Here is a 25976-nt window from a genome sequence, read left to right as displayed (position 1 = left end):
AACACAAATGATGAAAATTTTATACTCCATGAGCCTGAACACTTTTTTTATCCTCCTGTCTGTGATGATTTATGGGCAGGATGATAAAAAAGTAATTGCAAGGCTTGAAAATAGTCTCCTTGAAAATCAGATCAAACTGAAAGCTGTTGTCATGAACAATACAGCGGTCTACAAGGAGCTGAATTATCTTCTGGTATCTATCAAAAAGAACAGTGATGGAAACCTTTCCAATAACAAACAAAGCGGTAAATTTTCTGTTAATCCCAATGAAGTAAAAGTTTTATCTGAAATCAGTGTAAATCTTGAACCAAAAGATGCCCTGAAAGCTTTCCTCTATATCAGGGACGAGGAAAACCAAAATCTAATAGCCAAAGACAGCTTGGAAATTAACAATACTTTTTTTAAAAGAAAAGCGGCTAAAATAGAAGAGGATGCGGTTTTCGAACTTAAAGGACTTACGATTGATGAAACCAAAACTAAAGTAGGAAAGGATTTTTATGACCTTTTCTATATGCAGTACAGCCAGCTTCCGGATAAAAGCAGTGGGGCCGTCACTATTTCAGAGCTTCCTCTTCGGGGAACAAGCGGTCAGATCAATATCCAGATTGAAGATAAGATTGTTTACAGCTTTATGACCAATCCAAGTGAAGACTATTTAAAAGAGCAGCTCGCTGCCAGTTTAAAATATATTAAAGAATTTAATGTAAAGAAAAACCTTATTAAAAATGAATTCATCTACTAAAAACATTCGCCATGAAAACGTGTATCATTATTTTGACCTTTATTGCGGGTATTTTTTACGGAAAATCTCAGCAACTTGTCTATAAACCTGTGAATCCGGCTTTCGGAGGAGATACCTTTAATTATCAGTGGCTTCTAAGCTCCGCCAATGCACAAAATCAATTTGATGAAAAAGATGATTATAAAAGCCTTCTTGATAATTTGAATTCACTGGACAGTTTCAGTCAGAGCCTCAACCGCCAGATACTAAGTGAACTTTCCAGAAAACTGTTTGAAGATCAGTTCGGAGATGGAGGAATAAAGCCCGGAGATTATCTTTTCGGATCACTTTACCTTCAGATTACAACGACCAATCAGGGACTTTTGATTAATATTTTGGATACCAGTACAGGCGATCAGTCCGAGATCGTGATTCCAAAATAGCCATAACTAAAAACCAGACTTATCATGAGAACTTACACTTACACCAGAATTTTTTTCTGTACACTCCTGCTATGTATATTGCAGGCTTGCAGCTCGATCTTTGGTTTGCCATCGGATCCCGAGAAATCAACGATGGGAGAGACCACGACTTCTACTACAGAACTGAAAAACCTTCCTTTGCCTAGTGAAAAAATAGTCATAGGAGTCTACAAATTCAGAGACCAGACCGGTCAGTATAAACCTTCTGAAAATGGGAATAACTGGAGTACGGCAGTACCGCAGGGTACTACAACCATCCTTATTAAAGCATTGGAAGACAGCCGCTGGTTTATCCCTATTGAAAGGGAAAATATTGCAAATCTTCTCAATGAAAGACAGATCATCCGTTCCACCAGACAGGAATATATGAAAGATGCCGATAAAAATAACCAGGCATTACCCCCACTTTTATACGCGGGCATTCTTCTGGAAGGGGGTGTGATTTCCTATGACAGTAATATTATGACGGGAGGGCTTGGTGCGAGATATTTCGGAATCGGGGCTTCTACCCAATACCGTCAGGACAGGATTACCATTTACCTGCGTGCTGTTTCTACCCTTAATGGGGAGATTCTTAAAACAGTCTATACTTCCAAAACGATTCTTTCAACAAGTATAAACGGGAGCTTTTTCAGATATATTGATACGGAAAGGCTTCTTGAAGCTGAAGTAGGACTTACCCAGAACGAACCCGTTCAGCTTGCGGTGACTGAAGCCATTGAAAAAGCGGTGAAATCTCTGATTGTTGAAGGGGTGAGAGATAAAATATGGGGAAAAGCAGCAGAAAATACATCTGCTTACCAATCTTTAATCAATGAATATAACAGAGAACAGGATCAGAACAAAGGAAGGGTAGTGGGCAACAGATTTCCTGAAAATTATAGACAGAAAGTCGCTGTATTTGCAAATATTGAAGCACAAAAGGTTAAAGATGATTATGTGAACCCCAAAATGAATATTGGAGGAAAAGTGGGCTTTAAATATTTTCTCAACCCTAATTTTAATATTGAGGTCAATGGTAGTTATTTTACACTGGAGAATGAGAATATTGTGAAAAGAAACTATTTCGGTCCCGAGGTGAATCTCGAATTTCTGCTTTTTCCCAAATATAAATTCAGTCCATATGTTTACGGAGGCGCAGGAGCGATGTATTCAAAATACAAACCTCAGTATAAAGGGCAGTTTGGTGGCGGACTCGAGTATATGATTGACCATAATATCTCCCTGAGAGCTTCCGCGCAGTACGATCTCGGTTTTAAAGATAACTGGGAAGGGCTTGTAAATGGAAAAAGAAAAGACCAGTCTTTGCGCTTTGCATTGGGAATCAACTTCTATTTTGGAAACAAATAAAAATCTAAACTATGAAAACTTTAATAAAAATACTCAGCATATTTATCCTTGCTTTTTGTCTGTTTTCATGCAATGAAGATCTTGTAGAACAAGCTCAGACGGGAGTCTTAAAAGGAAAAGTAGTAAAAAGGGGAAGTAATGTACCTCTTGCTAACGTGAAAATCTTCACAAACCCTACCACACAGACGGTTTTTAGCGGTACAGACGGCTCTTTTGAAATTAATGCAATGCCCATTGGTAATTATTCTGTAAAAGCAGAACTTTCCGGATACCTGACAAGCTTTCAGGCGGTTAATATACAGAACCAGAATCAGGTGGTAACAGTGGTGTTTGAAATGAATGATGATACATCTCTGAATTCACCACCTACAGCACCGCAATTGCTAAGTCCGATAGACAATGCGGTCAATCAGCCTTTGAGTGTGGAGCTGACCTGGAGTGCCACAGATCCCGATACGGCAGATGTTTTAAAATATAGTTTAACAATTAAAAATAATCTTGACACTAATGTGATTCAGGTTAATGATTTGACGGCTAATCATTATTCGCTGTCAAATCTGAAGTTTGGTGTAAGTTACTTCTGGCAGGTGTCTGTTTCGGACGACATTCACCAGCCAGTTTTAAGCTCAATAGGTAAATTTACGACCAATACAGTTCCTGCCAACAGGTATCATTATGTACAGAAACAGAATGGTAATTTTGTAATCATATCAAGTGATGCACAAGGGAATAATTTTCAGTTTACCAGTGCTTCTTATAACAGCTGGCGGCCAAGGAAAAATAATAACGCCGGTCTCATTGCCTTTCTACGTACGGAAGGTGGAAGTACCCATATTTATACGGCAAATCCTGATGGTTCCAATCCGTTTAAGGTAACAACTGTTGCGGCAGCGGGTTTTAATAATTATGAAATGGATTTTGCCTGGAGTACCAATGGTCAGGAAATTATTTATTCAAACTTTAATAAACTCTACCGGATCAATAAGGACGGAAGTGGATTGAATCTGGTGTATACCACTCCGGATGGAAGTATGATCTCCGAGTGCGACTGGAGCTATGACGGAAGCAAAGTTGCCTTGAAAACCAATGATTACAATGGCTACAATACAAAAATCTACATTATTGACATGACCGGAAATACTCTTAAAACCATTGTTTCAGGATCAGCAGGTGCCAGTGGGGGACTGAATTTTTCAGTAGATGGTCAGCTTCTTCTGTTTACCCGGGATATTTCGGGATATCAGGATGGAAGCGGAAACTACCGTCAGCTTGATTCTCATATTTTTATCTACAACCTCGTCAATGACACGGTGTACGATATTTCTGATGCAAGCGAGAAACCTATGGGAACCAATGATCTTGATCCAAGATTCTCACCGAATAATGCACAGGTGATCTTTATGAATACCTCCAATGATAATATCTCGTTGAAAAATGTAATGGTCATAGATCTGAACAGCAGTATGACTGATCTTTCACGAACCTCTCTCTTTACTAATGGTGAAATGCCGGATTATGAGTAACGAATAGTGATAAAGGGGAAAAACAGGTTTTAAAGTGTATGAGCTAAGATTTTTATTTCCCATCACAGGTCTTAGCTCTAAGTTTTCCAACCTTTATTGCTGAATTTTCATAAGCACGAGTCATTAGAAATTCATGATCGTAAATAAAACTTCCAAACCGAAAGGTTTGGAAGTTTTTGGTTAATGATAATTGGTTATGGCTTAGTCGATGATATGATTTTCTAATGCGTATTTTACAATTCCTACAGAGTTTTTTACGTTCAATTTCAAAAGGATTCTTTTCCGGTGGGTCTCTACTGTATTGATGCTAATGAAGAGTTTTTCAGAAATGTCTTTGCTGCTGTAACCGTCACAAATAAGTTTTAGAATTTCCATTTCACGACGGGTAAGGGGATCTTTCATATGAAGATTCCGCTTTTCCTGTTCATTGCTGATAAAGCTGATCATTCTTTCTTTGGCGTGATCACAGATGTAGATCTCGTTTAGCAGAAGAGCGTTGATGGATTTCAGGAATTCATCATATTTACAGTTTTTGTCGAGATAGCTTTTAATCCCTTTATTGAAAAGCTTTCGGATATCAATTACATCATAGCAGTTTCCTATAATAATGATTTTTATACCATTATATTCATGGGTAATATCTTCTATAGATTTATAAAGTTCAGTAAACATAAGGATGTTGGAACTCATTACCAGAATTTCGGGAGGTTGATCTTTTAAGTGCCTGGAAAGGGTTTCTAAAGAATTACAGATGTCAATCGTGTTAAAAATTTTACTCTGCATAAGCAGTTTTGAGAGTCCTTCCGTATACAGCATGGGCTCATCAAAAATGGTTAATCTGGGTTTCATCATGGTTTTGTTTTATTTATATAAAAATATAAATAAAAAATCACATTTTAAGTAAAATTGATAAATATTTACGCTTTTTAATGAATTTATATGTAAAAAATTTTATTTTTTATTGATTATTTGATAAATAAATCTCTTTTTGATGAATTTTAGTTGTATATTTTAGAGTTATTGTTGTTAAAACTCAGTGTTTATAATGGTTTGTTGAGTGTTTTTTTTAATGATAAAATTATTTAATCAACGTTGTGGGGATATGTTTTACAGGGAAATTAACAGAATTGGCAATAAAGCAATATTCATTGGCTTTATGATGGAGCTGTGCTGCCTTTTCAATCATAGATTCTTCAGCTACAATCACTGTAGGATATAGGGTTACTTCGGTGAAATGTCCGCTACCATTGGATGTTTCTGCCATTATTCCCGTAGCTTCGTCCGTGTAGTCTATGACAATAACGCCTGCTTCGGAACAAAAATGAAGATACCAAAGCATATGACATGAGGAAAGCGAAGACAAAAATATTTCTTCCGGGTTATATTTCTTTTTATCTCCCCGGAAAGAAGGATCGGATGAACCTTCAATATCAGGTTTGTTTTCTGCAGAAATCGTATGACTTCTTTCATAATCTCTGTAGCCGCTGGTTCCGGTTCCTTTATTTCCGGTCCATTGGATGATGGTTTTGTAGTGGTGTTCTTTATTCATACTGTAAATTTATTTTGTTTAAGCTTAAAAAACAAAAAAGTATTTACTTAGCCTGTAAGTAAATACTTTTATCAACCTGTAAAATTTTTAAAAGGGAAATTAATCCTTTATAAGTTTTTTTACAGATGTTTTTCCATTTTCAAAGACAATTTTTGCCATATAAACTCCTTTTGGTACCTCAGAAATACGGGTATTGTTACCTTCTATATTTTTTATAAGCTTACCATCTAAAGTATATATTCTTATCGATTGTACTTTTTCTTTTGTATGGTAGATTAAGCTTTCTTTAATTGGATTTTCAAAAGAAATATCAGAATCAATTTTTGCAATGTCTGTTGTCGATAGTGTAGCACTGTTGAGCAGGTATTTTACAATATAATTATTCCCTTTTACGATAATATTATTGTTATTCACAATCATTTCTGCTATTCCTGAGAAAGGGGGAGTAAGATAGGGAGGATCAGCAAAATTGGGTTCTATATAATAGTTGAACGTGGAATTTATAGACCCATTTTGATTAAGTTTTGAAATGAAATAATTAGTACTAAATAATGTGTTTCCAGCATTTCCTCCAACGTAATAAGATCCGTTTTTTTCATTTATACTAAAAATATCCGGCCCTGCACTTAATCCCAGACTGGTATATAAGTCGTAATTAAATGTGTTATCAAGGGTTCCGTTCGGATTTATTCTGAAAATATCATGATTCTCATTTGTTGAGAAAAGAATTCTATTATTAGTGTCCATCATTGCAGCACTAACATTCCCTACAGCGAAGCCATTAATGTTAATTTGTGCCACTCCATTATTTCCAAAACTTGCCATAGGATGTCCGTTGGAGTCAAATTTTTCAATAACGCCGATATTGTCACTGAAACTGATAATATTAGATTGATTATCAATAAGCACAAATGTTCTGCCGGTAATGTTTCCCTGTGTGGATACATAACCGTTGCTACCAAAAGTCTGATCTATACTTCCATTGGAGTTCAGTCTGTAGATTGCATGATGTGGATTTTGATCTCTCCTGATGCCATGCACAATTATTTTTTCATTCTGCAGAATAAATTCATAAGAATTATAGAAATCATCATGATCGGCATATATTTCCGGTGATATACCATTTGTACCAAAGGTAGGATCTAGCTGACCGGTAGGGAGCATTCTTACTATTTGAGCATTGCCCCATAAACCGAAAATTAATAATTTTCCATCTGCCTGTAGCTTGATTTGGTTCATGAATGGTTCGGAAGCTAGCTTAACCGTTCCATTGTTTCCAAAAGATTGATCCAGGAGTCCATTAGGGGTAAGCTTGGATACAAATCCGTGAGTGACTCCCGTAGCAACGTCCACATTATAAGTAAAATAAATTTCTCCATTAGAATTTTGAACCATTTGATACGAGTTACTCATAGAGTAGCTGGGGATTTCAGCGACACCGTTCGAAGCAAAGGTTGGATCTTTAGAGATGATTTGTGCAAAAGCAGTCTGTGCCGCCAGAAGCAGCACGAGAAATAATTTTTTTGTCATTGTAGTTTTTTAGTTTTTAATGAGAAATGAAAAGTGTCTGTTTTAAACAAACATTTTAGAAATATGTATTAGTTTTTGATCAGCTTCTTTGTGGTTGTCTTTCCATTTTCAAAGACAACTTTTGCCATATAAACTCCTTTTGGGACCTCAGAAATACGGGTGTTGTTACTTTCTATATTTTTGATAAGCTTACCATTTAAAGCATATATTTCTATGGACTGTACTCTTTCTTTGGTATGATAAATCAAATTCTGCTGAACAGGATTTTCAAATGAAAATAAAGGAAGATTGGTTTCCGTTACTTTGGCAGAGGTTCCTAATGTTGAATTACTTAATAAAAATTTCAAAATATGAGTTCCTCTTCCTGCAATGATCGAATTGTTATTAATAATCATATCACCAATTCCTTCTGAAGTTGGAGTAGTTTCGGAGTAATAATTAAAAACGGGATCTACAGTTCCTGAAGGTGTCAGTTTGGAAATGAAAAAAGTCTCTCCCATTGCTCCTGTCTGTCCTGCAATATAATAGCTGTTGTTTTTTTCCATTACAGAAGATAAGCTGATGATTGCAAAAGGATAGGCGTTAGCACTGTCAAATACAAAAGAGGTATCATAAGCCCCGTTAGCACTAATTCTGAAAATTTCGTTATTCATATTATAGCAGATAATATTGTTATTGCTATCTATGAGGGCATTTCCTACCATTCCCGGATAAGTGTTGAAAGCCAAAGTTCCGTTATTTCCAAAGCTTGTTAAAGGCTGTCCATCTGGGGTGTATTTTTCCAATCCTCCGTTAGGGTATAGGGTATTTGCATTCGTATGGCTGTGATCACTAATCAGGCTGATGATATTTGATTGACTGTCTAGAAATACAAAATTTCCAGTTGTTTTGATAGAACCGTTATTACCAAATGTGTTGTCAATACTTCCATTGTTGTTCAATCTGTAAATTGTTTTATAAAAATTGGAAGGTCCATCAGTGGATAATCCATATATAATGATCTTATTATTTTGCACATATAAACCATAGCCGTATCCATTGAAATCCGTAAAAACATTGGTGATTTTTGCAACTCCATTTACTCCAAACGTAGTATCAATCTGGCCGTTGGGCAGCAGCCTTGTAATGGCGGATCCGTCGGTATTGAAACCATAGATTAAAAGTTTGCCGTCTGTTTGTTGAGTTAATTGACTGTCTGCAGCCGTAAAATAGTTGCTAATCACAGTTTCTCCATTATTTCCGAAAGTAGAATCAAGGGTTCCATTGGGATGAAGTTTTGATACCACGCATTCCGGACTGTTTAAAATAGCATTGTCTCTGGCGTATGTGAAGTAAATACTTTCGTCGGTATGCTGAAGAATTTTGGTGAGATAATTGGCAGTGGCGCCAGCTGTAATAGTATGTTTTCCGTTTACAGCAAAGGTGTTATCATAAGAAACGATCTGAGAATACACACTCTGAATAATCAGAATGAGTACAAGAAATAAACTTTTTTTCATTGTGTAAATAAATTTGGTGTAAATGTAGTAAAAAAACCTCCAGCATAGCTGAAGGTTTGAATTTTGTTTTGATTTAATTAGAATGTCCTATCAATTCTTCTTTTTTTGAATTGTAAATTCTGTATTCTAAATATTTAAAAGAATCCCTTGGGATAATGGTTACCCATTTTTTGTACTTTATAAACCATTTCATCTGGATGCTTTTGATTCCTTTAGTAAGGTAAGCTTCTACGAATGGATGTACATGGAGGTAAAGTTTACCCTTTTCTTTTTGCATGATGGTTCTGATGGTTTCACCCATTCTTTCCACAATAACAATAGGAGCTACAATTTCTCCGTCTTTATTAGGGTTTTCCTCTTTGGTTTCGATCTGTTTTTCCGGACGGTTTCTCTGTCTGGTAATCTGGATCAGTCCAAATTTACTTGGAGGTAAGATTTTGTGGCGTGCTTTGTCACGCTTCATCTCCTCTTTAAGATGTTCGTAAAGATCTCTTCTGTGGTCGGCATTAGGCATATCGATGAAGTCGATGACAATAATACCTCCCATGTCTCGAAGACGTAGCTGTCTGGCAATCTCTGTGGCTGCCATTTTGTTCACTTTTAGGGCATGTTCCTTATTGACAGCGGCTCCGGTAGTAATGTTGTTTCCGGAATTGACATCCACAACATGGAGTGCTTCTGTGTGTTCAATAACAAGGTATGCTCCTTTTGAGCTTGGAATGTTGACGTGTTTACCGAAGCTTTGTTTAAGCTGTTTTTCAACATTGTAATATTCCAGAAGTGGAATATGAGAGTCATAAAACTGGACAATATTTTTTCTTTCGGGAGCAATTACTTCAACATAATTGGTCATCTCATGGACCATCTGCTCATCATCACAGATAATACTGACGAAATCCTGATTAAAATTGTCTCTTAAAATAGCGGAAGCTTTATCTTCTTCGCTTAAAACTTTTGACGGAACTTTATTTTTCTGGATATTTTTAAAAGTGCTTTCCCATTTTTGAATCAGTTGATTCATATCATTATGGAGGTCAGCTACTTTTTTTCCTTCGGCCACTGTTCTGATAATAACCCCAAATCCTTCAGGTTTGATACTGTCAATGAGGGTTCTCAGTCTTTCTTTTTCCTCAAAACTTCTTATTTTCTTGGAAATGGAAACTTTATTGTCGAAAGGAATCAGAACCAAAAATCTTCCGGTAAGAGAGACCTGGGTAGAAATCCTTGGGCCTTTTGTGGAAATGGGTTCTTTAGTGATCTGCAGAAGAACCAAATCGTCTTTTGCAATTACTTTGTCTACTGTTCCGTTTTTGTCTATTTCGGGTTGTATCTCGAAATTTTTTAAGCTTGAAGTGCTTTGTTTTTTAGAAATAGTATCTTTTAAAAACTTTCTGTATGTAAGATATTGTGGGCCCAGATCCTGATAATGCAGAAAAGCATCCTTGTCATATCCAATATTAACGAATGCGGCATTCAGGTTAGGTGCCAGTTTTTTTACTTTTCCTATAAACAGATCTCCAACTATAAAATCGCTTTTGTCCTCTTGCTCATGAAGTTCACATAGTCTTCCGTCTTCCAGCAGTGCAATCTTTGTAAGATCATCTTCATGCGAAACTATTAGTTCTTTCTTCATTTTGTTATTAGATAAAATTGTTAAGATTATAGGAAATTGGCTGGTGTCTCTGTTAATTCATAAATATAAATATAAGGATTTAGAATGAAAACCATTATATTTTTATTAAAATAATATTTGAAACCGGCTGTCTTCCGCGGAATCTTATAGTTGTAAATAAAAATATAGTCGGTGAGTCTTAAAATTTAAAACCACCAACTATATTATTATATTGTAAATCTCGAGAAGAAGAGATTATTTTTTCTTATGTCTGTTTGCTCTTCTTCTTTTCTTTCTCTTGTGTGTTGCAACCTTGTGTCTTTTTCTTTTCTTTCCGCTTGGCATAATTTTAATTTTTTAGTAACTAGTTAATATTCAGTTAATGTTCTTATTTTACTGCGACTTTAGTTTTTACTTTCTCCACAAAAGATTTTGATGGTTTGAAAGCAGGAATGTTATGAGCAGGAATCTCAATTGCAGTGTTTTTAGAAATATTTCTTCCTGTTTTAGCAGCTCTTGTTTTAATGATGAAAGATCCAAAACCTCTTAGATAAACGTTATCCCCATTATACATAGAAGTTCTGATCTCCTGCATAAAAGCTTCTACAACTTTCTGTGTTTCATTCTTTTCTGTTCCCAACTTATTTGAGATGGTGTTTACCAATTCTGCCTTTGTCATTTCCTTATTTTAATTTTAAATTTTAGGTGTGCAAATTTAGTTAAAAAAATTGAATACTAGCAAATTAGTGGCGAAATATTTTTGTTCTGATCGTTGAGTTTTTATTGTAAACACTATATTAAGGCAGAGTTATGATCATTTAATAAATTTATAATATAGCCGTATAACAATGATTAAAGTGAAAAAGAACCGTGCTCAACCGGTTCAATAATAACTCCTCTTTGACGTCCTGTAATTATTCAAACTTTTTTACATACTGGAATTATAATATCCGTTTTCTACACAAAAACGGATGAGATGAAGCTTGGTTTTCAATCCCAGCTTTTCTGTAAGCCTGTTGATATAAGTGTCAATCGTTCTGGTGCTTAAATTCAGTTTCTCTGCAATTTCCTTATTGCTGTATCCTTCATAGCAGAATCTCATCAGCTGTATTTCTGCCGGAGAAAGTTCTTCCTGGCTTTTTTTCTGCCTGTCCATGTATTCCTGTACGGCAAGGGGCTGCTGTTCCCATTCTTTAGAATAAGTATGATAATCAAACTCATCTGAAGCAATAGTTCCTTTAATGATATCCTTTATCGTATTGCTTTTCTTTTGACAGTAATACGTATTGGGAATCTTTGCAAGAATTTCGGCCATATCTTCCTGAAAGGTCCCGGAATAAGTAACAATAGGGGTTTCCGTATTACTTTTCCTGATGTATTTTATAGCTTCAATTCCGCTTAATACCGGCATAAAGAGCTCTATGATGAACACGTCTTCCTGTCTTCTGTAGATTCTGTTTACCAGCTCATGGCCGTTATTACAGTCGTTCAGAAGCATATAGAAAGGGTTTTCCATAAGCGTTTTGATCATTATTTTTTTAAAATAAAAATCGCTGTCAGCTATAGAAAAACGCACGGTATTAGATAATATTTTACTCATTCTTAATATCGATTTGGCAAATGATATTTGAAATTCAGAGGCCTAATTTAGGAAAAACTTATCAAAGAGAAAATTAATATTAGGTTAATCCGGGTTTTCACGAAATTTGCAGAGGGAAAATACGTATTGTACATAAAATTTTTTTTTTATACTTTCACAGGCCAAACAAATCGCAAATTATGTCTTCAAATCGGGAAAAAAAATTGAACAAATCTGACGTCAGAACGGGCATTTGGAAGTTTATTCTATCTTTTGCTGTTTTGTCTGTGGTTTCTTTTGCGTGTTTATTTCTCTTCTTTAAGAGTTATGACATGCAAAGAGAGGGAATCACTAAGGAAGCTGATGCCTATAAGGAACTGATGCAAAGAAGTGATGTACTGAAAAATCACGTTGATATTATTTACGACCAAATGTCCCAGCTTAATATAAACAAGGTGGAGAATGATGTTTTTCTCAGAACCAGTATTATGGATAATGTAAGGGATGCCAAAAATATCATGAGTAAAGATAGTGCCGGAAGCCTTAAGCATTATGCTGTCTTGATGAAGCAGATTGGATCTATCATGAACTTAAAAAGTAAGATCATTGAGGTAGAATACAAAAAGAAAATAGTCTTCAGGGATCTTGAAGAATGCATGGGCAAAACGGTAAGAGCCAATAATGAGCTCAGAAAAGACCCTACAAGAAATTTCACGGGAAGTAAAAGAAGAAAATAAAAAAGAAAAACAATGCAAGGACAAATTACATTATCTAAAAAGGAAAGGCATTATCAGTTTTTTTATTTAATACTGATGCTTGTGATGTCTATGATTTTTCTGGGAATTATCTTTTTAAAAGGATTTGAATCTCCATTTTCTGATGAAGATGTAAGAGGTATTCAAAACCTTGAACAGAAAGCAGAATTTGAACAGCACCAAAAGATTGTGTTACCGATCATGGACAGCACTTACACGATGATCACCAAACTTACGGACGAAGCCCCACAGCCTTTTGTGGAAAATAATATTCAGGTAGGTATTAACGATTTGAACAGCTACTTTAGCAACTATGATATTTCTGATATCCGAAAAGATGCTTACCCACAAATTGCCAAATTTTACAAAATGTATTTTGAAGATAAAAAAGTGGTTTCAACGACTACAGAAGATATCAAGAGATTTGAAAAACAGGTTGAAGACTGCAGAATTGGCTTTAAAGATAAACAGAATAGACTCTATGAGCGTGAAAGTGCACTGAAAGCACGAACTCAATAGTCTGAAATAAAATATTAGGAACTTAAACAGAACACATCACAATTATTAACTATGAATTATTTTCAAAAGAACAAAAAGAACATTATCATTGGTGTTATCGCAACATTGCTCATAGCAGCACTGGTTGCACTATGGCTGCAGAAAAAGGTGATTCATTCTGCGGATGATATTGTTGGGGTGGTTTATCCGTCCTCATTGTCTGTGGGAGATACACTTCTATTTGAAGATAAAACCCAATTTGCAAAAACCAAAAGATGGAATTTTGGAGACGGTACAACCTCTGACAAAAATAGTGGTATTCACTTCTACAACAGACCGGGGTATTATCAGGTAAGCTTAATCGTTGATAACAAGTACACGAAATCTTTCCCTGTAATGGTAGCCGCAAGAAGCCTGCAGAAGTCCAAAGATACCTCAAAAATCAAATCAACCATTGAGGCTCCTATACAGGCGATGCAAAATGAAAACGTGCAATTTCGTGCCGTTTCTGAAGCTAAAAAGTTTGCGTGGAAATTTGGTGAAACAGGAAATATAGATTCGAAAGATAAGCTGGCAATTTATGCTTATAAAAAGCCGGGTGACTATCTGGTGACTTTATACAACGAAGAAACTCAGGAGCCTATCTATCACAATATCAAAATTATTCCTGCTTATAACTCTCTGGCAGAGGATGAAGTTTCTGTAGAAGATTCATACGCTAAGGTGGATAATGATTTTAAATATCACTTACAGCAGATTGCCAATGGGAACAGTTTCAATATGCACTACAACTACTTGTTGAAAACTTACCTGTGTAACAATGAAAACACAGTGGTAAAAGTAAATGACAGCAAAGTAAATAATTTTTATATGTACTGTGCAGGTCTTCAGTTTGACAAAAATACTGTGATCCAAACCGTAAAGGTGAATTTAGATGATACACAAAACTGTGTAACTAAAGTAGATATAAACCAAAGCAAATAATACCGTCCGGCACTGCCGGATGCGCCAATCATAAAAAGATAAAATAGGATGAGAAATAAATTTCCTCTAGCAGCATATTATATAGGACTTTCAGTATTGTTGACGAGTTGCCAGGTAAAGCTTCCGTCAAAGAAAACTCCCGAACCATCTCAGTATGGAAAGGTAGATAACTCTACTGTTGTCAATGGATACCCCAAGAAATCTGTCCCATGGATTGTGATTTCAGACCGGTCAAGAAATACAGCTTATTTAGATAAAAATGACGAAAAGTCGTATAAAGAAGTTAAATTTTTAGAACCTTTAATGGTTTTAAAACATAGAGACGGAATGGTAAAGGTGGCCGAATACGTTCCGGATGCTTTAATGAAAAAAGTTTCATCAAAGTCTATTAAAACGTATGGCTGGATTCCTGAATCTGACCTTTTATTATGGAATAATTCTTTAAAAAGTGAAAAGACGGGATACCCTGTAAGAGTAGCCGTAGTACCTAATAACAGCGAGGTAATCAGAAGTGCTGAAAGATACTATAAGAATGACTCTATCATTGTATTTAATTCTCCAAGCCTTATTGAAACGGCCAACGTAAAGATTCCTAACGGACAGATGGTATACGTGTACAAGCAGGCTGAGAATAATAAAAGATTTTTGGTAGGTAAAAAACCTTCTCTTGATATAGACAGTATCAGTACAGGACTTTACGGATGGGTGAGTTCTAACGTGATCTCTACATGGGGAGAACGTTCTGCTATAAAGTTGAAAAATACAACCGGAATTAATGATTCCGAACTAGGGATACACGAAGGTTATCCGGGTGGATCAGCATCAGATGCCACTAACAAAACGGCTATTTTTATTTCAGATATCAACAAAAGATCACCTTTGGAAAATATTTATCCGGTGAATCTGCCTTTGGATGAAGCCCCGACTCCGGATATCAAAACAAAATATTTCACCAATATTTTAGATTACAGTAAAAACTTTGTTTACAATGTTTTAGGGGAGCCTATTTATTTTGACCGTTACAGGGAAATTACAGAAAGGGATAAAAATATCAATATTGTTTTTGCATTGGATGTAAGCGCACCGAATGCACCCTACGCACCTATTGTAAAATCATTATTACAGGATTTACAGCTTAGATTTGAAAAACCATCTTATTTCAGTAACGTTAAGTATGGAGTGGTTTTATATAAAAATAACCCTTGTGGAAACAATACTTCAGTTTCAAACTTAAGTGCAGACTACAGTAAAATCACCACATTCATTACTGAAAAAACGAATGAAATGAACTGTAACAGCAACAGTGGCTATCAACCGGTAGGGGAAGCGCTTACGGCTGCAGGAAACCTTCTTTCAAACGTTCCGGATGAAACGAATATTGTTGTGACTGTAGGAACTTCTGCTAACCAAAGCGGAAATATGTACAGTGTAATCAGTTCCCTTACCCAGGCTCAGGCAAGACTGATTATGTTCCAGACGAGCGCAAGATCATCAGATACTTATAATGACTTTGTATTGATGGCCGAAAATATTGTAACCAATACGGCGAAAAATATTGCAGAGCTTAAAAAACAAAAGATCATCAATCAATATGATGTTCTGACTAAGAATAATTTCAGCCTTGTAGAAGGGGATGAAGGATTTTTCTCATTGGCTTATCCTAAGCAGAGTATGTCTCAGGGGTATGTTATTTTCCCTAAAAAAGGAGATGTTGCAACTCCGGGATACCTGAAAAAATCTGTGGATAGCCTGATTTCTCAGGTAACTGCCGATAATTTGGCCATTGATCAATCGCTTAACGAATATTTCCATTCTTCCGTGGGAGCCGGGAAAACAGATGTTGACCTGAAATATAAATATCTGTATCCGGGACTTACCAATCCTGTTTCTGCAGGAATTGCAGCCCAGCTGATCAACTATGGAAGTCCGTTCCTGGTAAAAGGGTATATCCCGAAAGATTTAAAAGAGTTTACACCGGTCATCGAAAAAGGAATCCTTATTTCTGAAGCGGAATATGACAACTTGAAAGCTTTCTATACCGAAGTCTATAGAAATACAGAAGCTGACAAGCCAGGGTTTAACCAGGCAAAAGCCGTTAAAGAATATGTAAAACTTCTGAAGAAATATAACCCAACGATAAAATTCCTTGACAAAGGAGCTCTTTATGAACAGCCTATGTCTTATGCAATTGGAATGAGTACCGGTTTTGATCTTACAGAAGAAGAACTGATGGCTAAATATAAGCTTAAAGGTTGGAGAAAATCTAAAATTGTTCCTAATGAAACGGTGAAGAATTATTTCCATCACTATAAAGATCTTGCAGACAGAATGCTTGCCAACAGGAATAATCCTGCGGTGAAGATTCAGCAGAACGGACAGACATTCTATTGGCTTAATGAGTACTTTACACCTACCAGAATTCCAACAGAACAGCCGGAATACACTAAACATTAATTGTTTATTTTTATACTATTAAAAGCAGGAGTTATACTTCTGCTTTTTTTGTTGGGGGAGGAAGAGAGCCGAGATATGGTATATACTTAAGTTTGAATAGGAGTTTTTGCTTGAACGTTTATAGCAAATGGCAGCACCTATTAGAATGTATGGATACATCGAACTAAGATTTAAATATTGATTCATAATTCTTAATCAAACATAAAAAACAAATTGAGAGGTTCATTTTAGAGCTGCAAAATTTAAATTTTATGTCTTGAAAAGACTTTTATTTCTCTTTTAAGTGGAAAATTGCTTTTTTACTGAAAAAATGTAAATTACTTAAATCCTTTTACTGGAGGGAGTTATCTGTATGTTGATAAATCTAATGTCGTAGAATTACTACACAAAATCGTAGAACTACTACAATTTCTCAGATTTACATTCAAAAGTTTTTTTTAGAAAAAAAGACCCTCTATATTTGCTAAACAATCACCGAATCACAAAATATTATTAACGATTAAAATTTACAAATCATGGCAGAAAGAAATTCGAGAGGAATCTTAAAATTCAATGGAGGAGAAGGACAAAAGCTATTAAAAATGAAATATAGCGTATCCAGATCTACCGATGTATCTGGACGTGTAGCATCAGATCCTTCTAACGCATTAATTAAGGTTACAGTAGAAGCTACTGAAAAGTCTGATATTCTTGAAAGTTTATTGAATGGTAAGTACAAACCTACAGTAGGAGAAATTACATTCAACAAATCTCACGAAGAAGGAACATTGATTACTTTAAACTGGCAAAACGGATATGTTATCCAACACCAGGTAGAATTTGATGCTATTGACAGCAACAGTATGTTAATCAGTTTCGTGATCAGCGCTGAAACAATTGACTACGGTACTTCTCAGTATGCAGGACTTTGGCCAAGCAGCTAAAATTGACACATTATCACACATTCATACGAAAAAAGACTGTCCTTATCAAAGACGGTCTTTTTTTTCTAAGATAAAGCGTTAACGAGGATTCATTTTTATCACTTCCATAGGATATATTGAATGATTATTTCGTTAAATATTACTATCTTTAAACAAACACAAACACAAAATACATATGAGAACTGACTTAAACGGATCTTCCTTCCGTCCGTCACAAAATGCGGATGCCATATCCGAGAACCATCATGCAGGGATCAATCGGTTAGTAAAGTTATCCTTGGTTGTGGAAGGTAAAATGATAAGATACTACAAACATTTCACTCTTAAACAAAGGGCAGATCATCATCATGAATTTACTCTTATCCTTGCCCATGATGCATTGGAAGAACAGCAGAATCATACCCTTGAAGAAGCTAATAAATTTTTGGGAAAACGCCTCACAGCAGTTATTTCCTATAAAGATATAGATAAAAGCCCCGAAAGAAATTTTGTGGGAATTATTACCAAAGTAGGTTTCAGCCAGGATAAAATGAGCCTCGGAAATATTGTATTGTCCGGGTATAGTCCCACTATATTATTGGACGGAGCTCCCCATATCCAAAGTTTTGGTGGAGGCCAGTCCGTTAATATGGGAATCATTGCGGCAGATGTCATCAAACAGGGGATTGATAAAGAGCGTTTTGATATAAGAATTGATACCAACGATTACTCCCAGATTATCTACAGCAGCCAATATGATGAAACCCATTACAACTACCTGGCAAGAATGGCAGAAGCTTACGGCGAACAGTTTTACTATGACGGAGAAGTTTTGCACTTTGGAAAACTTCCACCACAGAATAAACCAATCAAACTGATTTACGGAAGCAATGCCGATAACATTAAAGTAGAATTGAAAGCGGTACATACCAAGCCGCAATACTATGGCTACAACAGCAGTAAAAATGAAAAACTGACTTCTGGTGATACGCCCGTTGCCCATGTGGGAGATCTTGCCAAAACAGCATACAGTCACAACGAAAAAATTTATAAAACTCCTGCTCTTCAGATAGCTCCTATAAAGGCATCTACCCATTTGGATGTAGAAAATTCCCAAAAAAGCACCTCCGGAAGTGAAGCCGTAAGTGTATTTTCAGTCTCAGGATCTACAACTGTCCCTTTTCTACACCCCGGCTGCGTGGTAGATATCCATATGAGAAGACCGGATAGCAATGAAACCTCATATTTTACCAAAGTGATGGTAACAGAAGCAGTACATGAAATTGATACCATTGGACATTACACCGGCAGTTTTGAATCTATAGCTGCTGATACAGGCTTCCTGCCAAAACCGGAGTTTACAGTACCTGCCGCACAACCTCAGATTGCCACAGTCATTTCCAATGCCGACCCTGAAGGTCAGGGAAGGGTTCAGGTAAGATTCGACTGGCAGATGAATGACACGACTCATTTTATAAGAATGATGAGTCCTGATGCGGGAGGAACTGATCAGATTACTCAAAACCGGGGATATGTAGCCATTCCTGAAGTAGGAGACCAAGTAATGGTTAATTTTGTTCACAGCCACCCCGATAGACCATTCGTTATGGGGGGAATGTTCCATGGAGGAATAGGCCTTGGAGGCGGAGCAGATAACCGTGTAAAATCGATCCAAACCAGAAGCGGCCACAGAATAGTCTTTACAGAAGATGAAAGCATCATTATCACGGATAAGAGCGGAAATGAGATTCATCTGGATACTACAGGAAGCAATATCAATATTACCGCACCGGAAACCATGACCCTGAATTGTAAGAACATGAATATCAATGTGATTGAAAGCATGAATACAACGGTAGGGATGAATAAATCAGACAGTATTGGCCTGAATAATACAGAAAGTGTGGGAGCAATGAAGCTGACTTCCGTAATGGGTGATGCAAGTACATTTATTACGGGAAAACTGACTGAAATTATTGAAGGAGATGTGCACAGTGAAACAAAGAAAGGACGGAATGAGATTTCTGAAAAAGAAATGAACATAAGTTCTAATGCTTCAATTAATAAACATGCACAGAAGGAAGTACAAAATAATAGTGGGGAGAAATCTAAAGCACATTAATCATGAGCCGAACAAGAATTGTAAGAGGTACTTATAATAAAATCTCTCATGAAGACCACAATATGTATTCTCAGGAGAATATTATTTCGCGTGCCTTTAAATGGTTTACAGAAAAGGGTGATAAAAAAGGGGTGAGTCATGGTACACCAAATGATCCTCCTCCTCCAGAAATAAAAGCAAAATGTGTTGTACATTTTCGTAGTAAAAATGGATGGAAAGGTGAAGAATATGGCTTTGACTGGATGAGATTAGGTGAAACATCCAATTTTGGTGATGTTAATTATGAAGATATTGTAGCGAAGCAATATACAGATGCCACTTATGCCACATTAGAAAGAGATATTAATGAATATGATGGAAGTTTTAAAAAGGCTCCTACTTTATATTCTAAGCTAAAGCAGGTATATGGTGTATACAGTATTCCGTGGAAGAAAAAAGCGGATGGTACGCTTGAAAATTATTACTGCTCCTGGCTATCATTTTATCCTTCACAAATTAAAGATACTAAAACAAACCAGCTTACCGCTTCCAATTTTAAAAATACCAAAGCTATTTTAAGCCTGAATATTGAAGTTGATGAGGAACCGGATACTTTAAGATTTAAAGAAAATAAACTTTTCAAAATTTCTCCCATGGAGATTACACCTAAAACAAAAGGTAAACATGATCTTAAAGATTTTGTAACTATAGAATGTCTGGAAGAATTTTCAGATGATCAAATTATAGAAGTGGTTGCCGTTAAGAAAGACAGTGCTGGTATTGAAGTTTCTGAAGTAGCGGGAAGATTAAACGTTTGGGCTAATCATGCTGCTAAAAGGAAAAAAGCAAAAATTTTAATTGTTGAACTTAGAACTCCTGAAATTGTTTCAGCTAAAGGCTCTAGAAAAGGAAATGCAGTTGGACAAAAGGAATTATTTGAGAATTACTTGAGGCAGGCTTTAATAGAAGCGGATGTAGAAACCGAAATTGTTGATGTATCTGGTGATGCTCATTTTCAGATTGGAGGTAGATATGTGATTGGAGGGAAAATAGCTGCTTATTATGAGCCTGCTGGCAATGCTCCTTCCGGATTTGTTGCATTACAAAACTATGTTTACAATAAAGTGAAAGAAAACTTAAAAAGTAATAATATTCCTGAAACAAAATATGACAAATACTATGTCGCTATTTATTTAGGTGAAAATGGAGGTTTTGTTGATGCATCAGGAAATGTTAAGGGGCTTAATGGATATAGTTCTGGCAATTTTGTTGTATTATTTCCTTCAAAAAATGATCAAACGGCTGCTCATGAGTTTCTGCATAGTTTTGCATTGCCGCATAGTTTTACCAATTCAGAGGCTGATGCAAAAGCACAATTTACTTATGAATATGCCAAAACAGAAAATATTATGGACTATTCCCATCACATTCCGGAAACACGTTGTAATCTTTGGAAGTGGCAGTGGATAATCGCTAATGACAATGCAAAATAAAATTCTATGAAAAAAATAATGTTTTTTTTAAGTTTACTAATAATCCTTTCTTGCAAATCACAAAATACAAAAAATATGTTGCCTTTAATTGATAATAATTTTGAAAAATTTGACTCTAGTAAGATAAAAAAATCTTCTCAAAACAATTCTGATGTATTAAGAGAGTTTTTACCAAATGGCAATTATATTGAAATTAATATTGCAGGTTCAGGAAAATATTATCTTGAGACTTTTAAGAATTCCTATTATACAATCTCAAAATCATATTATTCTAATGGGAATATAAAATCAAAGGGAATTGGTTTTAATGGAGATGGTTTTCAAATTGGTAAATGGTTCGAATTTGATGAAAATGGAAATTTAAGTAAAGAAGTTGATTATGATAAACCTTACAAATTTTCATTTGAAGATATCTTAAAATTCTGTGAGAAAGAAGGAATTCCTTTAACCAAAGGTCCTGTATTACAAAGTACAGGTTTTCATACCACCATTACCCGAAGAATAGAAAATGAAAAACCTATTTGGGAGATAGAATGGCTTAAAAAGCCAAGTTTAGTTGAAAATATTATTTTAGATGGTATTTCCGGTAAAGAAATTTCGAGAAAAGAATCGAAGTTTATTAACAATTAATGTTTGTTTTTGCAGGAACAGGAATAACCGATAATAATATAAAACAGAATTTTATGAAAAAAATAATGTTTTTTTTAAGTTTAATAATGGCCTTTTCTTGTAAATCACAACATATAAAAAGTATGTTGCCCTTTATAGATAACAAATTTGAAAAATTTGATATAGATAAATTTATTAAATCTACAAAAAAAGATACTGATGTTTTAAGAGAGTTTCTACCCAATGGAAATTATATTGAAATGAGTATTGCAAAGTCTGGTAAATATTACAGCGAATCATATAAAGATTCTTATTTTATGATATCTAAATCATATTATACAAATGGAAAGATAAAATATAAAGGCATTATATTCAATGTCCCCTGGGGAGCCCCTTTCCAAAAAGGAATTTGGTATGATTTTGATGAAAATGGAAAGCTGCTCAAAGAAGTTGATTATGATAAACCTTACAAATTTTCATTTGAAGATATCTTAAGATTCTGTGAAAAAGAGAGGATTCCGGTAACGAAAGGCCCGGTATTGCAAAGCACAGGTTTTCATACCATCATTACCCGAAGAATAGAAAATGAAAAACCTATTTGGGAGATAGAATGGCTTAAAAAGCCAAGTTTAGTTGAAAATATTATTTTAGATGGTATTTCTGGTAAAGAAATTTCGAGAAAAGAATCGAAGTTTATTAACAATTAATCTTATCTCAACAAAGAATTTTTAATTAAGATAAGCGTAGGAGAAGAATCCATATCGACGATTCCAGTGATGAAAAGGAAAATCTCCATACCATTTGATATGAAGACCGGAATCAAAGGGTTACATAGCCAATATTTATTCTATAGCTCTTTGTTTATTTTACACTATATTGCCAAAAACAAAACCATAAAAACCAATTAAACAAAATCTGCCAATGAGTACCATTACTACCCATTTAAAATACTTTTCAAAACTATCTGCCGCATTTATTTTCAGTGTCCTGCAGATTTATGCAATAGGAGTTTTTTCCACCATTATTACCCTTGTACTGGGAATTTATATTTTAGCAGACAGTTTAGGTTCGTCATTAGGACACAGTGGTGGACTCGCATTTTTAGTGACTACCGTTACGGCAAAACCGGTTTCTGCGGGTATTTTCTATCTGCTGATCATCATAGCCCCTTTCTTTACTGTTATGTTTGCCACAAAATATGCGATGTCTGTTGTGATCAGTAAACTATTACAGGATCATTCCAAGACCATTGTAGTTCCTTTTATTGAAAAGGTGATTGGGATATGTAAGGCAAAGCAGCCTACTGTTATCCGGACCGGTTCAGATTTTGCCATTGCAAAAGTCAAACTGTTGAATGAATTTAAAAACAGCTCAGAAAATAAAATAGTAAAACGTGTTGTAAGCTATGCTTTGGATAAAATAAAATTCGACGAACTAAACCTATCTGCGGATAATGCAGATTTTTCCGAGATCATTAAAGTGGCACTTATGGAAAAACTTCAGGAATTGGCAGAGCCTTCCGCTATGTTGTTCTATATCTTTATCGGTCTGCAGTGGGTAAGTTTAATTTTACTTTATTTTCTAAAAATATAGAATATTGTAATCATATATCAAAAAAGGGTAACATGTGACAATATATGCCAGTGCTGAAAATTAAAAAAACACCATGGTTACTTCTCTAATTGAAGAATTAACTATCTTTATCTCGTTTAGAATAAAATATTTAATTTTAGGCAGATAAAAAATCACAGCTTCTGATTCTCCGCCATGAGAACTTAAGTCTTACAAAACAGAGCGCAAATATTAATATAAGAAAAATTATAAATGGGAGTACTAGTAACCAACGAAACAGTAAAACAGCTATTTCATATTGCTCAGTCGATAGCGAAGGAAAATTATAATGCTACTTATGGTGGACCTCATATTCTACAGGCTTTAATGCACAAAGATATCGGACTTAATGAATTTTTGAAAAGCATAGATAAAGATCCGGGCTATTTTTATGAATGGGCAGATGTCCGCATTGAAGAATATCCTAAGACAGCTCATCTTCCTGACGAAGTGGCTCAGGATGATGCCATTGATACCCTTGTGGAAGAAGCAGATGATATCCGTTTAAAATTAGGTTTGGATGAGATTACACCCATTTGTATCCTTACCGCTATCGTAAAACCACAGGTTGTATTTACTCTTCAGCAGCTGAAATCACTTCCGTTGAGAGAACATGAGATCTTCAACCTGTATAGAAAAGATACCCCATTCACTGTATCTGAAAATGGAGATTTTGCTTCCTTATTTTCAAACGGTTCAGACTTTTCAGACTCTTCATTTCCATCTATTAAAAGCTATTGTGTAGACAGAACAGCACAGGCCAGAAACGGAGATCTTGAAAATATAATTGGAAGAGATAAAGAACTTAGAATGCTGGTAGAGATTCTTTGCCGCAGAAGTAAACCGAATGTCATCATTATTGGCGAACCGGGAGTTGGAAAAACAGCTTTAGTAGAGGGTTTTGCTATTGAAATCACTAAAGGAAATGTTCCTGAAATGCTTAAAAATGGTACCCTTTTGGAACTGGACACCGGAGCTCTACTGGCTGGAACTTCTTATAAAGGAGAAATAGAAGACCGCCTGAAAAAAATAATCAATGAATGCAAGAAAATTGAAAAAGCCATCCTTTTCATTGATGAAATTCATACCCTTTTAGATCCAAAAGGCAGCATAGGAAATGTAGCTAACCTTCTGAAACCGGAACTAGCACGCGGTGAAATTACAGTAATAGGAGCTACTACCCAGGAAGAATATAGAAAAATTATAGAACCGGAACAGGCTTTCAACCGTCGTTTTGAAGTGCTAACCGTTAATGAGCCGGATGAGCAGACTTGCGTGAAAATGATCGATGTACTGCTTGATGGCTATAAAAAGCACCATGGGATTGAGGTGGAAAAAACAGCTATTCCTGAATGTGTACGTCTGGCTAAAAGATATGCAAAAGGTAAAAAATTACCGGATGCAGCCATCGATTTATTAGACAGAACTATGGCTGCTATCAAAATGCTTGATGAGCTTTCAGAAAAAGAACTCGAAAGCTGGAAAGCAAGCTATGAAGAGATTTTAAAAGAAGAATATACAGACAATAAAGACCAGGCTGACGAATTGATCTGGACTTACAATCTGTTGCGTGATAAAATAAGCCCTATTTTATGGGGATCACTGAGCGAACAACCGGCTATTGACAATTCAATGCCGGTAGAGCAGATTCATAAAATTATTGATGATACTTACGCAGAGCTTCTTCAGCATGCCGCTAAGAAAAGAGAAAAAGTGGGAAGATTAGAATTGGCTGCTGTTATGGCAGCTAAAACCAATATCCCAATCGGTAAAATTCAGGCTCAGGAAAAAGAAAAACTTCTGAACATGGAATCCCTTCTACTTAACAGAGTGGTAGGGCAGGATCATGCTTTGAAAATCCTTTCCGATGCTATTGTTGAAAACCGAAGCGGATTGAATAAACCGGGGCAGCCCATTGGTTCATTCTTCCTTTTAGGACCTACAGGAACTGGTAAAACAGAGCTTGCAAAATCAATGGCGGAATTGCTTTTCAACGATGAGAAAGCCATGGTACGTTTTGATATGTCAGAGTTTAAAGAAGAACATTCTGCTGCATTATTATATGGAGCGCCTCCGGGATATGTAGGATATGAAGAAGGAGGTATGCTGGTTAACAAAATAAGACAACAGCCGTATACCGTTGTTTTATTTGATGAGATTGAAAAAGCACACCATTCTGTTTTTGATGTATTTCTACAGATTATGGACGAAGGGAAAGTGCATGATAAGCTAGGAAAAGAAGGAGATTTCAGCAATGCACTGATCCTTTTCACTTCCAATATCGGAAGTGAAGAAATTGTAAAACAGTTTGAAGAAGGAAAAATTCCGGAATCATCTTCACTGATGCAGATCATGTCTAATTCAGGAAGATTCAGACCTGAATTTTTAGCAAGAATTACCGAGATCATTCCTTTTGCACCGATCACAGAATCTATTGCAGAAAGAATTTTCAATATTCAGTTGAAATCACTTCATGCTTCATTGACCCGATTAGGAATGGCTTTGAAGATTAGTGATGAAGCTGTGAAAAATCTTGCATTGGGAGGGTTCAGCAGTAAATATGGTGCAAGACAGATCTCAGGGGTTATCCGTGCCCAATTGGCCAGACCTATCTCCAAAATGATTGTAAGAGAAGAAGTAAAATCCGGTCAGACCATCCATGTGGATTGGAATACAGAAGAAGATAAACTGAACTGGAAAGTAGACTAATAATAAAGTAAAAAG

The 25976-nt window shown here is 35.6% G+C and carries 22 protein-coding genes; 15 read left to right on the top strand and 7 right to left on the bottom strand.

Annotation, left to right across the window (positions count from 1 at the left end):
- The first annotated feature begins 7 nt into the window (after nucleotides 1-7).
- From JML65_RS22135 to JML65_RS22120, 4 genes are read left to right on the top strand one after another with little or no spacing between them, the layout of a single operon-like run.
- Nucleotides 8-742: a curli production assembly/transport protein CsgE gene (locus tag JML65_RS22135; protein ID WP_237390966.1), complete on the top strand. Its 735-nt coding sequence runs from the start codon at nucleotides 8-10 to the stop codon at nucleotides 740-742.
- Between the two features lie 11 nt (nucleotides 743-753).
- The gene (locus tag JML65_RS22130) at nucleotides 754-1164 is read left to right on the top strand and encodes a curli production assembly/transport component CsgF (RefSeq protein WP_047494654.1); all 411 of its coding nucleotides are present in this window, start codon (nucleotides 754-756) and stop codon (nucleotides 1162-1164) included.
- Nucleotides 1165-1188: 24 nt separating this feature from the next.
- Nucleotides 1189-2553 carry a CsgG/HfaB family protein gene (locus tag JML65_RS22125; RefSeq protein ID WP_202272256.1) on the top strand — a complete coding sequence of 455 codons (1365 nt, stop codon included), beginning with the start codon at nucleotides 1189-1191 and terminating at the stop codon, nucleotides 2551-2553.
- 11 nt (nucleotides 2554-2564) lie between these two features.
- Nucleotides 2565-4076, top strand: a complete 1512-nt coding sequence (locus JML65_RS22120; protein WP_202272254.1) for a carboxypeptidase-like regulatory domain-containing protein — start codon at nucleotides 2565-2567, stop codon at nucleotides 4074-4076.
- A gap of 201 nt (nucleotides 4077-4277) precedes the next feature.
- On the opposite strand, the gene JML65_RS24040 is transcribed toward JML65_RS22120, so the two are convergent.
- The 7 genes from JML65_RS24040 to JML65_RS22085 form a co-directional block, all read right to left on the bottom strand.
- The gene (locus tag JML65_RS24040; protein WP_262484697.1) at nucleotides 4278-4928 is read right to left on the bottom strand and encodes a response regulator transcription factor; all 651 of its coding nucleotides are present in this window, start codon (nucleotides 4926-4928) and stop codon (nucleotides 4278-4280) included.
- 226 nt (nucleotides 4929-5154) lie between these two features.
- On the bottom strand, nucleotides 5155-5625 hold the full coding sequence (locus JML65_RS22110) for an OsmC family protein (protein WP_047494646.1): 471 nt from the start codon (nucleotides 5623-5625) through the stop codon (nucleotides 5155-5157).
- Between the two features lie 99 nt (nucleotides 5626-5724).
- Nucleotides 5725-7155 (bottom strand): T9SS type A sorting domain-containing protein, encoded by a 1431-nt coding sequence (locus JML65_RS22105; protein WP_202272252.1) that lies wholly within the window; start codon nucleotides 7153-7155, stop codon nucleotides 5725-5727.
- Between the two features lie 68 nt (nucleotides 7156-7223).
- Nucleotides 7224-8654, bottom strand: coding sequence for a T9SS type A sorting domain-containing protein (locus tag JML65_RS22100; RefSeq protein ID WP_202272250.1), 1431 nt, complete (start codon nucleotides 8652-8654; stop codon nucleotides 7224-7226).
- Nucleotides 8655-8727: 73 nt separating this feature from the next.
- Complete coding sequence (locus tag JML65_RS22095; protein WP_047494638.1) at nucleotides 8728-10287, bottom strand: ribonuclease E/G; 1560 nt, start codon at nucleotides 10285-10287, stop codon at nucleotides 8728-8730.
- 367 nt (nucleotides 10288-10654) lie between these two features.
- The gene (locus JML65_RS22090; protein WP_002984212.1) at nucleotides 10655-10945 is read right to left on the bottom strand and encodes an HU family DNA-binding protein; all 291 of its coding nucleotides are present in this window, start codon (nucleotides 10943-10945) and stop codon (nucleotides 10655-10657) included.
- 249 nt (nucleotides 10946-11194) lie between these two features.
- On the bottom strand, nucleotides 11195-11866 hold the full coding sequence (locus tag JML65_RS22085) for a response regulator transcription factor (protein WP_047494635.1): 672 nt from the start codon (nucleotides 11864-11866) through the stop codon (nucleotides 11195-11197).
- A 203-nt stretch (nucleotides 11867-12069) separates the two neighbouring features.
- On the opposite strand from JML65_RS22085, the gene tssO reads away from it, so the two are divergent.
- The 11 genes from tssO to JML65_RS22030 all read left to right on the top strand — a co-directional run bounded on the left by tssO (nucleotide 12070) and on the right by JML65_RS22030 (nucleotide 25961).
- A complete protein-coding gene (tssO, locus tag JML65_RS22080) occupies nucleotides 12070-12582 on the top strand; it encodes a type VI secretion system TssO (RefSeq protein WP_237390965.1) in 513 nt (170 codons plus the stop codon).
- A 12-nt stretch (nucleotides 12583-12594) separates the two neighbouring features.
- Entirely contained in the window at nucleotides 12595-13119 is a 525-nt protein-coding gene (locus JML65_RS22075) for a type VI secretion system transmembrane protein TssO (RefSeq protein ID WP_047494630.1), read from the top strand.
- 51 nt (nucleotides 13120-13170) lie between these two features.
- Nucleotides 13171-14082 carry a PKD domain-containing protein gene (locus tag JML65_RS22070; protein WP_202272248.1) on the top strand — a complete coding sequence of 304 codons (912 nt, stop codon included), beginning with the start codon at nucleotides 13171-13173 and terminating at the stop codon, nucleotides 14080-14082.
- A 48-nt stretch (nucleotides 14083-14130) separates the two neighbouring features.
- On the top strand, nucleotides 14131-16536 hold the full coding sequence (gene tssR, locus JML65_RS22065) for a type VI secretion system protein TssR domain-containing protein (RefSeq protein WP_202272246.1): 2406 nt from the start codon (nucleotides 14131-14133) through the stop codon (nucleotides 16534-16536).
- Nucleotides 16537-17051: 515 nt separating this feature from the next.
- On the top strand, nucleotides 17052-17459 hold the full coding sequence (gene tssD / locus JML65_RS22060; RefSeq protein ID WP_202272244.1) for a type VI secretion system tube protein TssD: 408 nt from the start codon (nucleotides 17052-17054) through the stop codon (nucleotides 17457-17459).
- A gap of 175 nt (nucleotides 17460-17634) precedes the next feature.
- Entirely contained in the window at nucleotides 17635-19560 is a 1926-nt protein-coding gene (locus tag JML65_RS22055) for a type VI secretion system Vgr family protein (protein WP_202272242.1), read from the top strand.
- 2 nt (nucleotides 19561-19562) lie between these two features.
- A complete protein-coding gene (locus JML65_RS22050; protein ID WP_202272240.1) occupies nucleotides 19563-21032 on the top strand; it encodes a hypothetical protein in 1470 nt (489 codons plus the stop codon).
- Nucleotides 21033-21038: 6 nt separating this feature from the next.
- Nucleotides 21039-21662: a hypothetical protein gene (locus tag JML65_RS22045; protein ID WP_202272238.1), complete on the top strand. Its 624-nt coding sequence runs from the start codon at nucleotides 21039-21041 to the stop codon at nucleotides 21660-21662.
- A 53-nt stretch (nucleotides 21663-21715) separates the two neighbouring features.
- Nucleotides 21716-22348: a hypothetical protein gene (locus JML65_RS22040; RefSeq protein WP_202272236.1), complete on the top strand. Its 633-nt coding sequence runs from the start codon at nucleotides 21716-21718 to the stop codon at nucleotides 22346-22348.
- 214 nt (nucleotides 22349-22562) lie between these two features.
- The gene (locus tag JML65_RS22035; RefSeq protein WP_202272234.1) at nucleotides 22563-23234 is read left to right on the top strand and encodes a hypothetical protein; all 672 of its coding nucleotides are present in this window, start codon (nucleotides 22563-22565) and stop codon (nucleotides 23232-23234) included.
- A 231-nt stretch (nucleotides 23235-23465) separates the two neighbouring features.
- Nucleotides 23466-25961, top strand: coding sequence for an ATP-dependent Clp protease ATP-binding subunit (locus tag JML65_RS22030; RefSeq protein WP_047494598.1), 2496 nt, complete (start codon nucleotides 23466-23468; stop codon nucleotides 25959-25961).
- The last annotated feature ends 15 nt before the right edge of the window (nucleotides 25962-25976 follow it).

Origin of the sequence: Chryseobacterium sp. KMC2 (genome assembly GCF_016756935.1) — a bacterium.
Lineage (GTDB): Bacteria > Bacteroidota > Bacteroidia > Flavobacteriales > Weeksellaceae > Chryseobacterium > Chryseobacterium rhizosphaerae.
The sequence above is the reverse complement of the archived record's forward strand: the minus strand, read 5'-3'. Positions and strand labels throughout refer to the sequence as shown.

Excerpts from the sequence above, each read along its gene's own strand:
- JML65_RS22135 (WP_237390966.1), top strand. The coding sequence starts at position 8 with ATGATGAAAATTTTATACTCCATGAGCCTGAACACTTTTTTTATCCTC.
- JML65_RS22130 (WP_047494654.1), top strand. The coding sequence starts at position 754 with ATGAAAACGTGTATCATTATTTTGACCTTTATTGCGGGTATTTTTTAC.
- JML65_RS22125 (WP_202272256.1), top strand. The coding sequence starts at position 1,189 with ATGAGAACTTACACTTACACCAGAATTTTTTTCTGTACACTCCTGCTA.
- JML65_RS22120 (WP_202272254.1), top strand. The coding sequence starts at position 2,565 with ATGAAAACTTTAATAAAAATACTCAGCATATTTATCCTTGCTTTTTGT.
- JML65_RS24040 (WP_262484697.1), bottom strand. The coding sequence starts at position 4,928 with ATGATGAAACCCAGATTAACCATTTTTGATGAGCCCATGCTGTATACG.
- JML65_RS22110 (WP_047494646.1), bottom strand. The coding sequence starts at position 5,625 with ATGAATAAAGAACACCACTACAAAACCATCATCCAATGGACCGGAAAT.
- JML65_RS22105 (WP_202272252.1), bottom strand. The coding sequence starts at position 7,155 with ATGACAAAAAAATTATTTCTCGTGCTGCTTCTGGCGGCACAGACTGCT.
- JML65_RS22100 (WP_202272250.1), bottom strand. The coding sequence starts at position 8,654 with ATGAAAAAAAGTTTATTTCTTGTACTCATTCTGATTATTCAGAGTGTG.
- JML65_RS22095 (WP_047494638.1), bottom strand. The coding sequence starts at position 10,287 with ATGAAGAAAGAACTAATAGTTTCGCATGAAGATGATCTTACAAAGATT.
- JML65_RS22090 (WP_002984212.1), bottom strand. The coding sequence starts at position 10,945 with ATGACAAAGGCAGAATTGGTAAACACCATCTCAAATAAGTTGGGAACA.
- JML65_RS22085 (WP_047494635.1), bottom strand. The coding sequence starts at position 11,866 with ATGAGTAAAATATTATCTAATACCGTGCGTTTTTCTATAGCTGACAGC.
- JML65_RS22075 (WP_047494630.1), top strand. The coding sequence starts at position 12,595 with ATGCAAGGACAAATTACATTATCTAAAAAGGAAAGGCATTATCAGTTT.
- JML65_RS22070 (WP_202272248.1), top strand. The coding sequence starts at position 13,171 with ATGAATTATTTTCAAAAGAACAAAAAGAACATTATCATTGGTGTTATC.
- tssR (WP_202272246.1), top strand. The coding sequence starts at position 14,131 with ATGAGAAATAAATTTCCTCTAGCAGCATATTATATAGGACTTTCAGTA.
- tssD (WP_202272244.1), top strand. The coding sequence starts at position 17,052 with ATGGCAGAAAGAAATTCGAGAGGAATCTTAAAATTCAATGGAGGAGAA.
- JML65_RS22055 (WP_202272242.1), top strand. The coding sequence starts at position 17,635 with ATGAGAACTGACTTAAACGGATCTTCCTTCCGTCCGTCACAAAATGCG.
- JML65_RS22050 (WP_202272240.1), top strand. The coding sequence starts at position 19,563 with ATGAGCCGAACAAGAATTGTAAGAGGTACTTATAATAAAATCTCTCAT.
- JML65_RS22045 (WP_202272238.1), top strand. The coding sequence starts at position 21,039 with ATGAAAAAAATAATGTTTTTTTTAAGTTTACTAATAATCCTTTCTTGC.
- JML65_RS22040 (WP_202272236.1), top strand. The coding sequence starts at position 21,716 with ATGAAAAAAATAATGTTTTTTTTAAGTTTAATAATGGCCTTTTCTTGT.
- JML65_RS22035 (WP_202272234.1), top strand. The coding sequence starts at position 22,563 with ATGAGTACCATTACTACCCATTTAAAATACTTTTCAAAACTATCTGCC.
- JML65_RS22030 (WP_047494598.1), top strand. The coding sequence starts at position 23,466 with ATGGGAGTACTAGTAACCAACGAAACAGTAAAACAGCTATTTCATATT.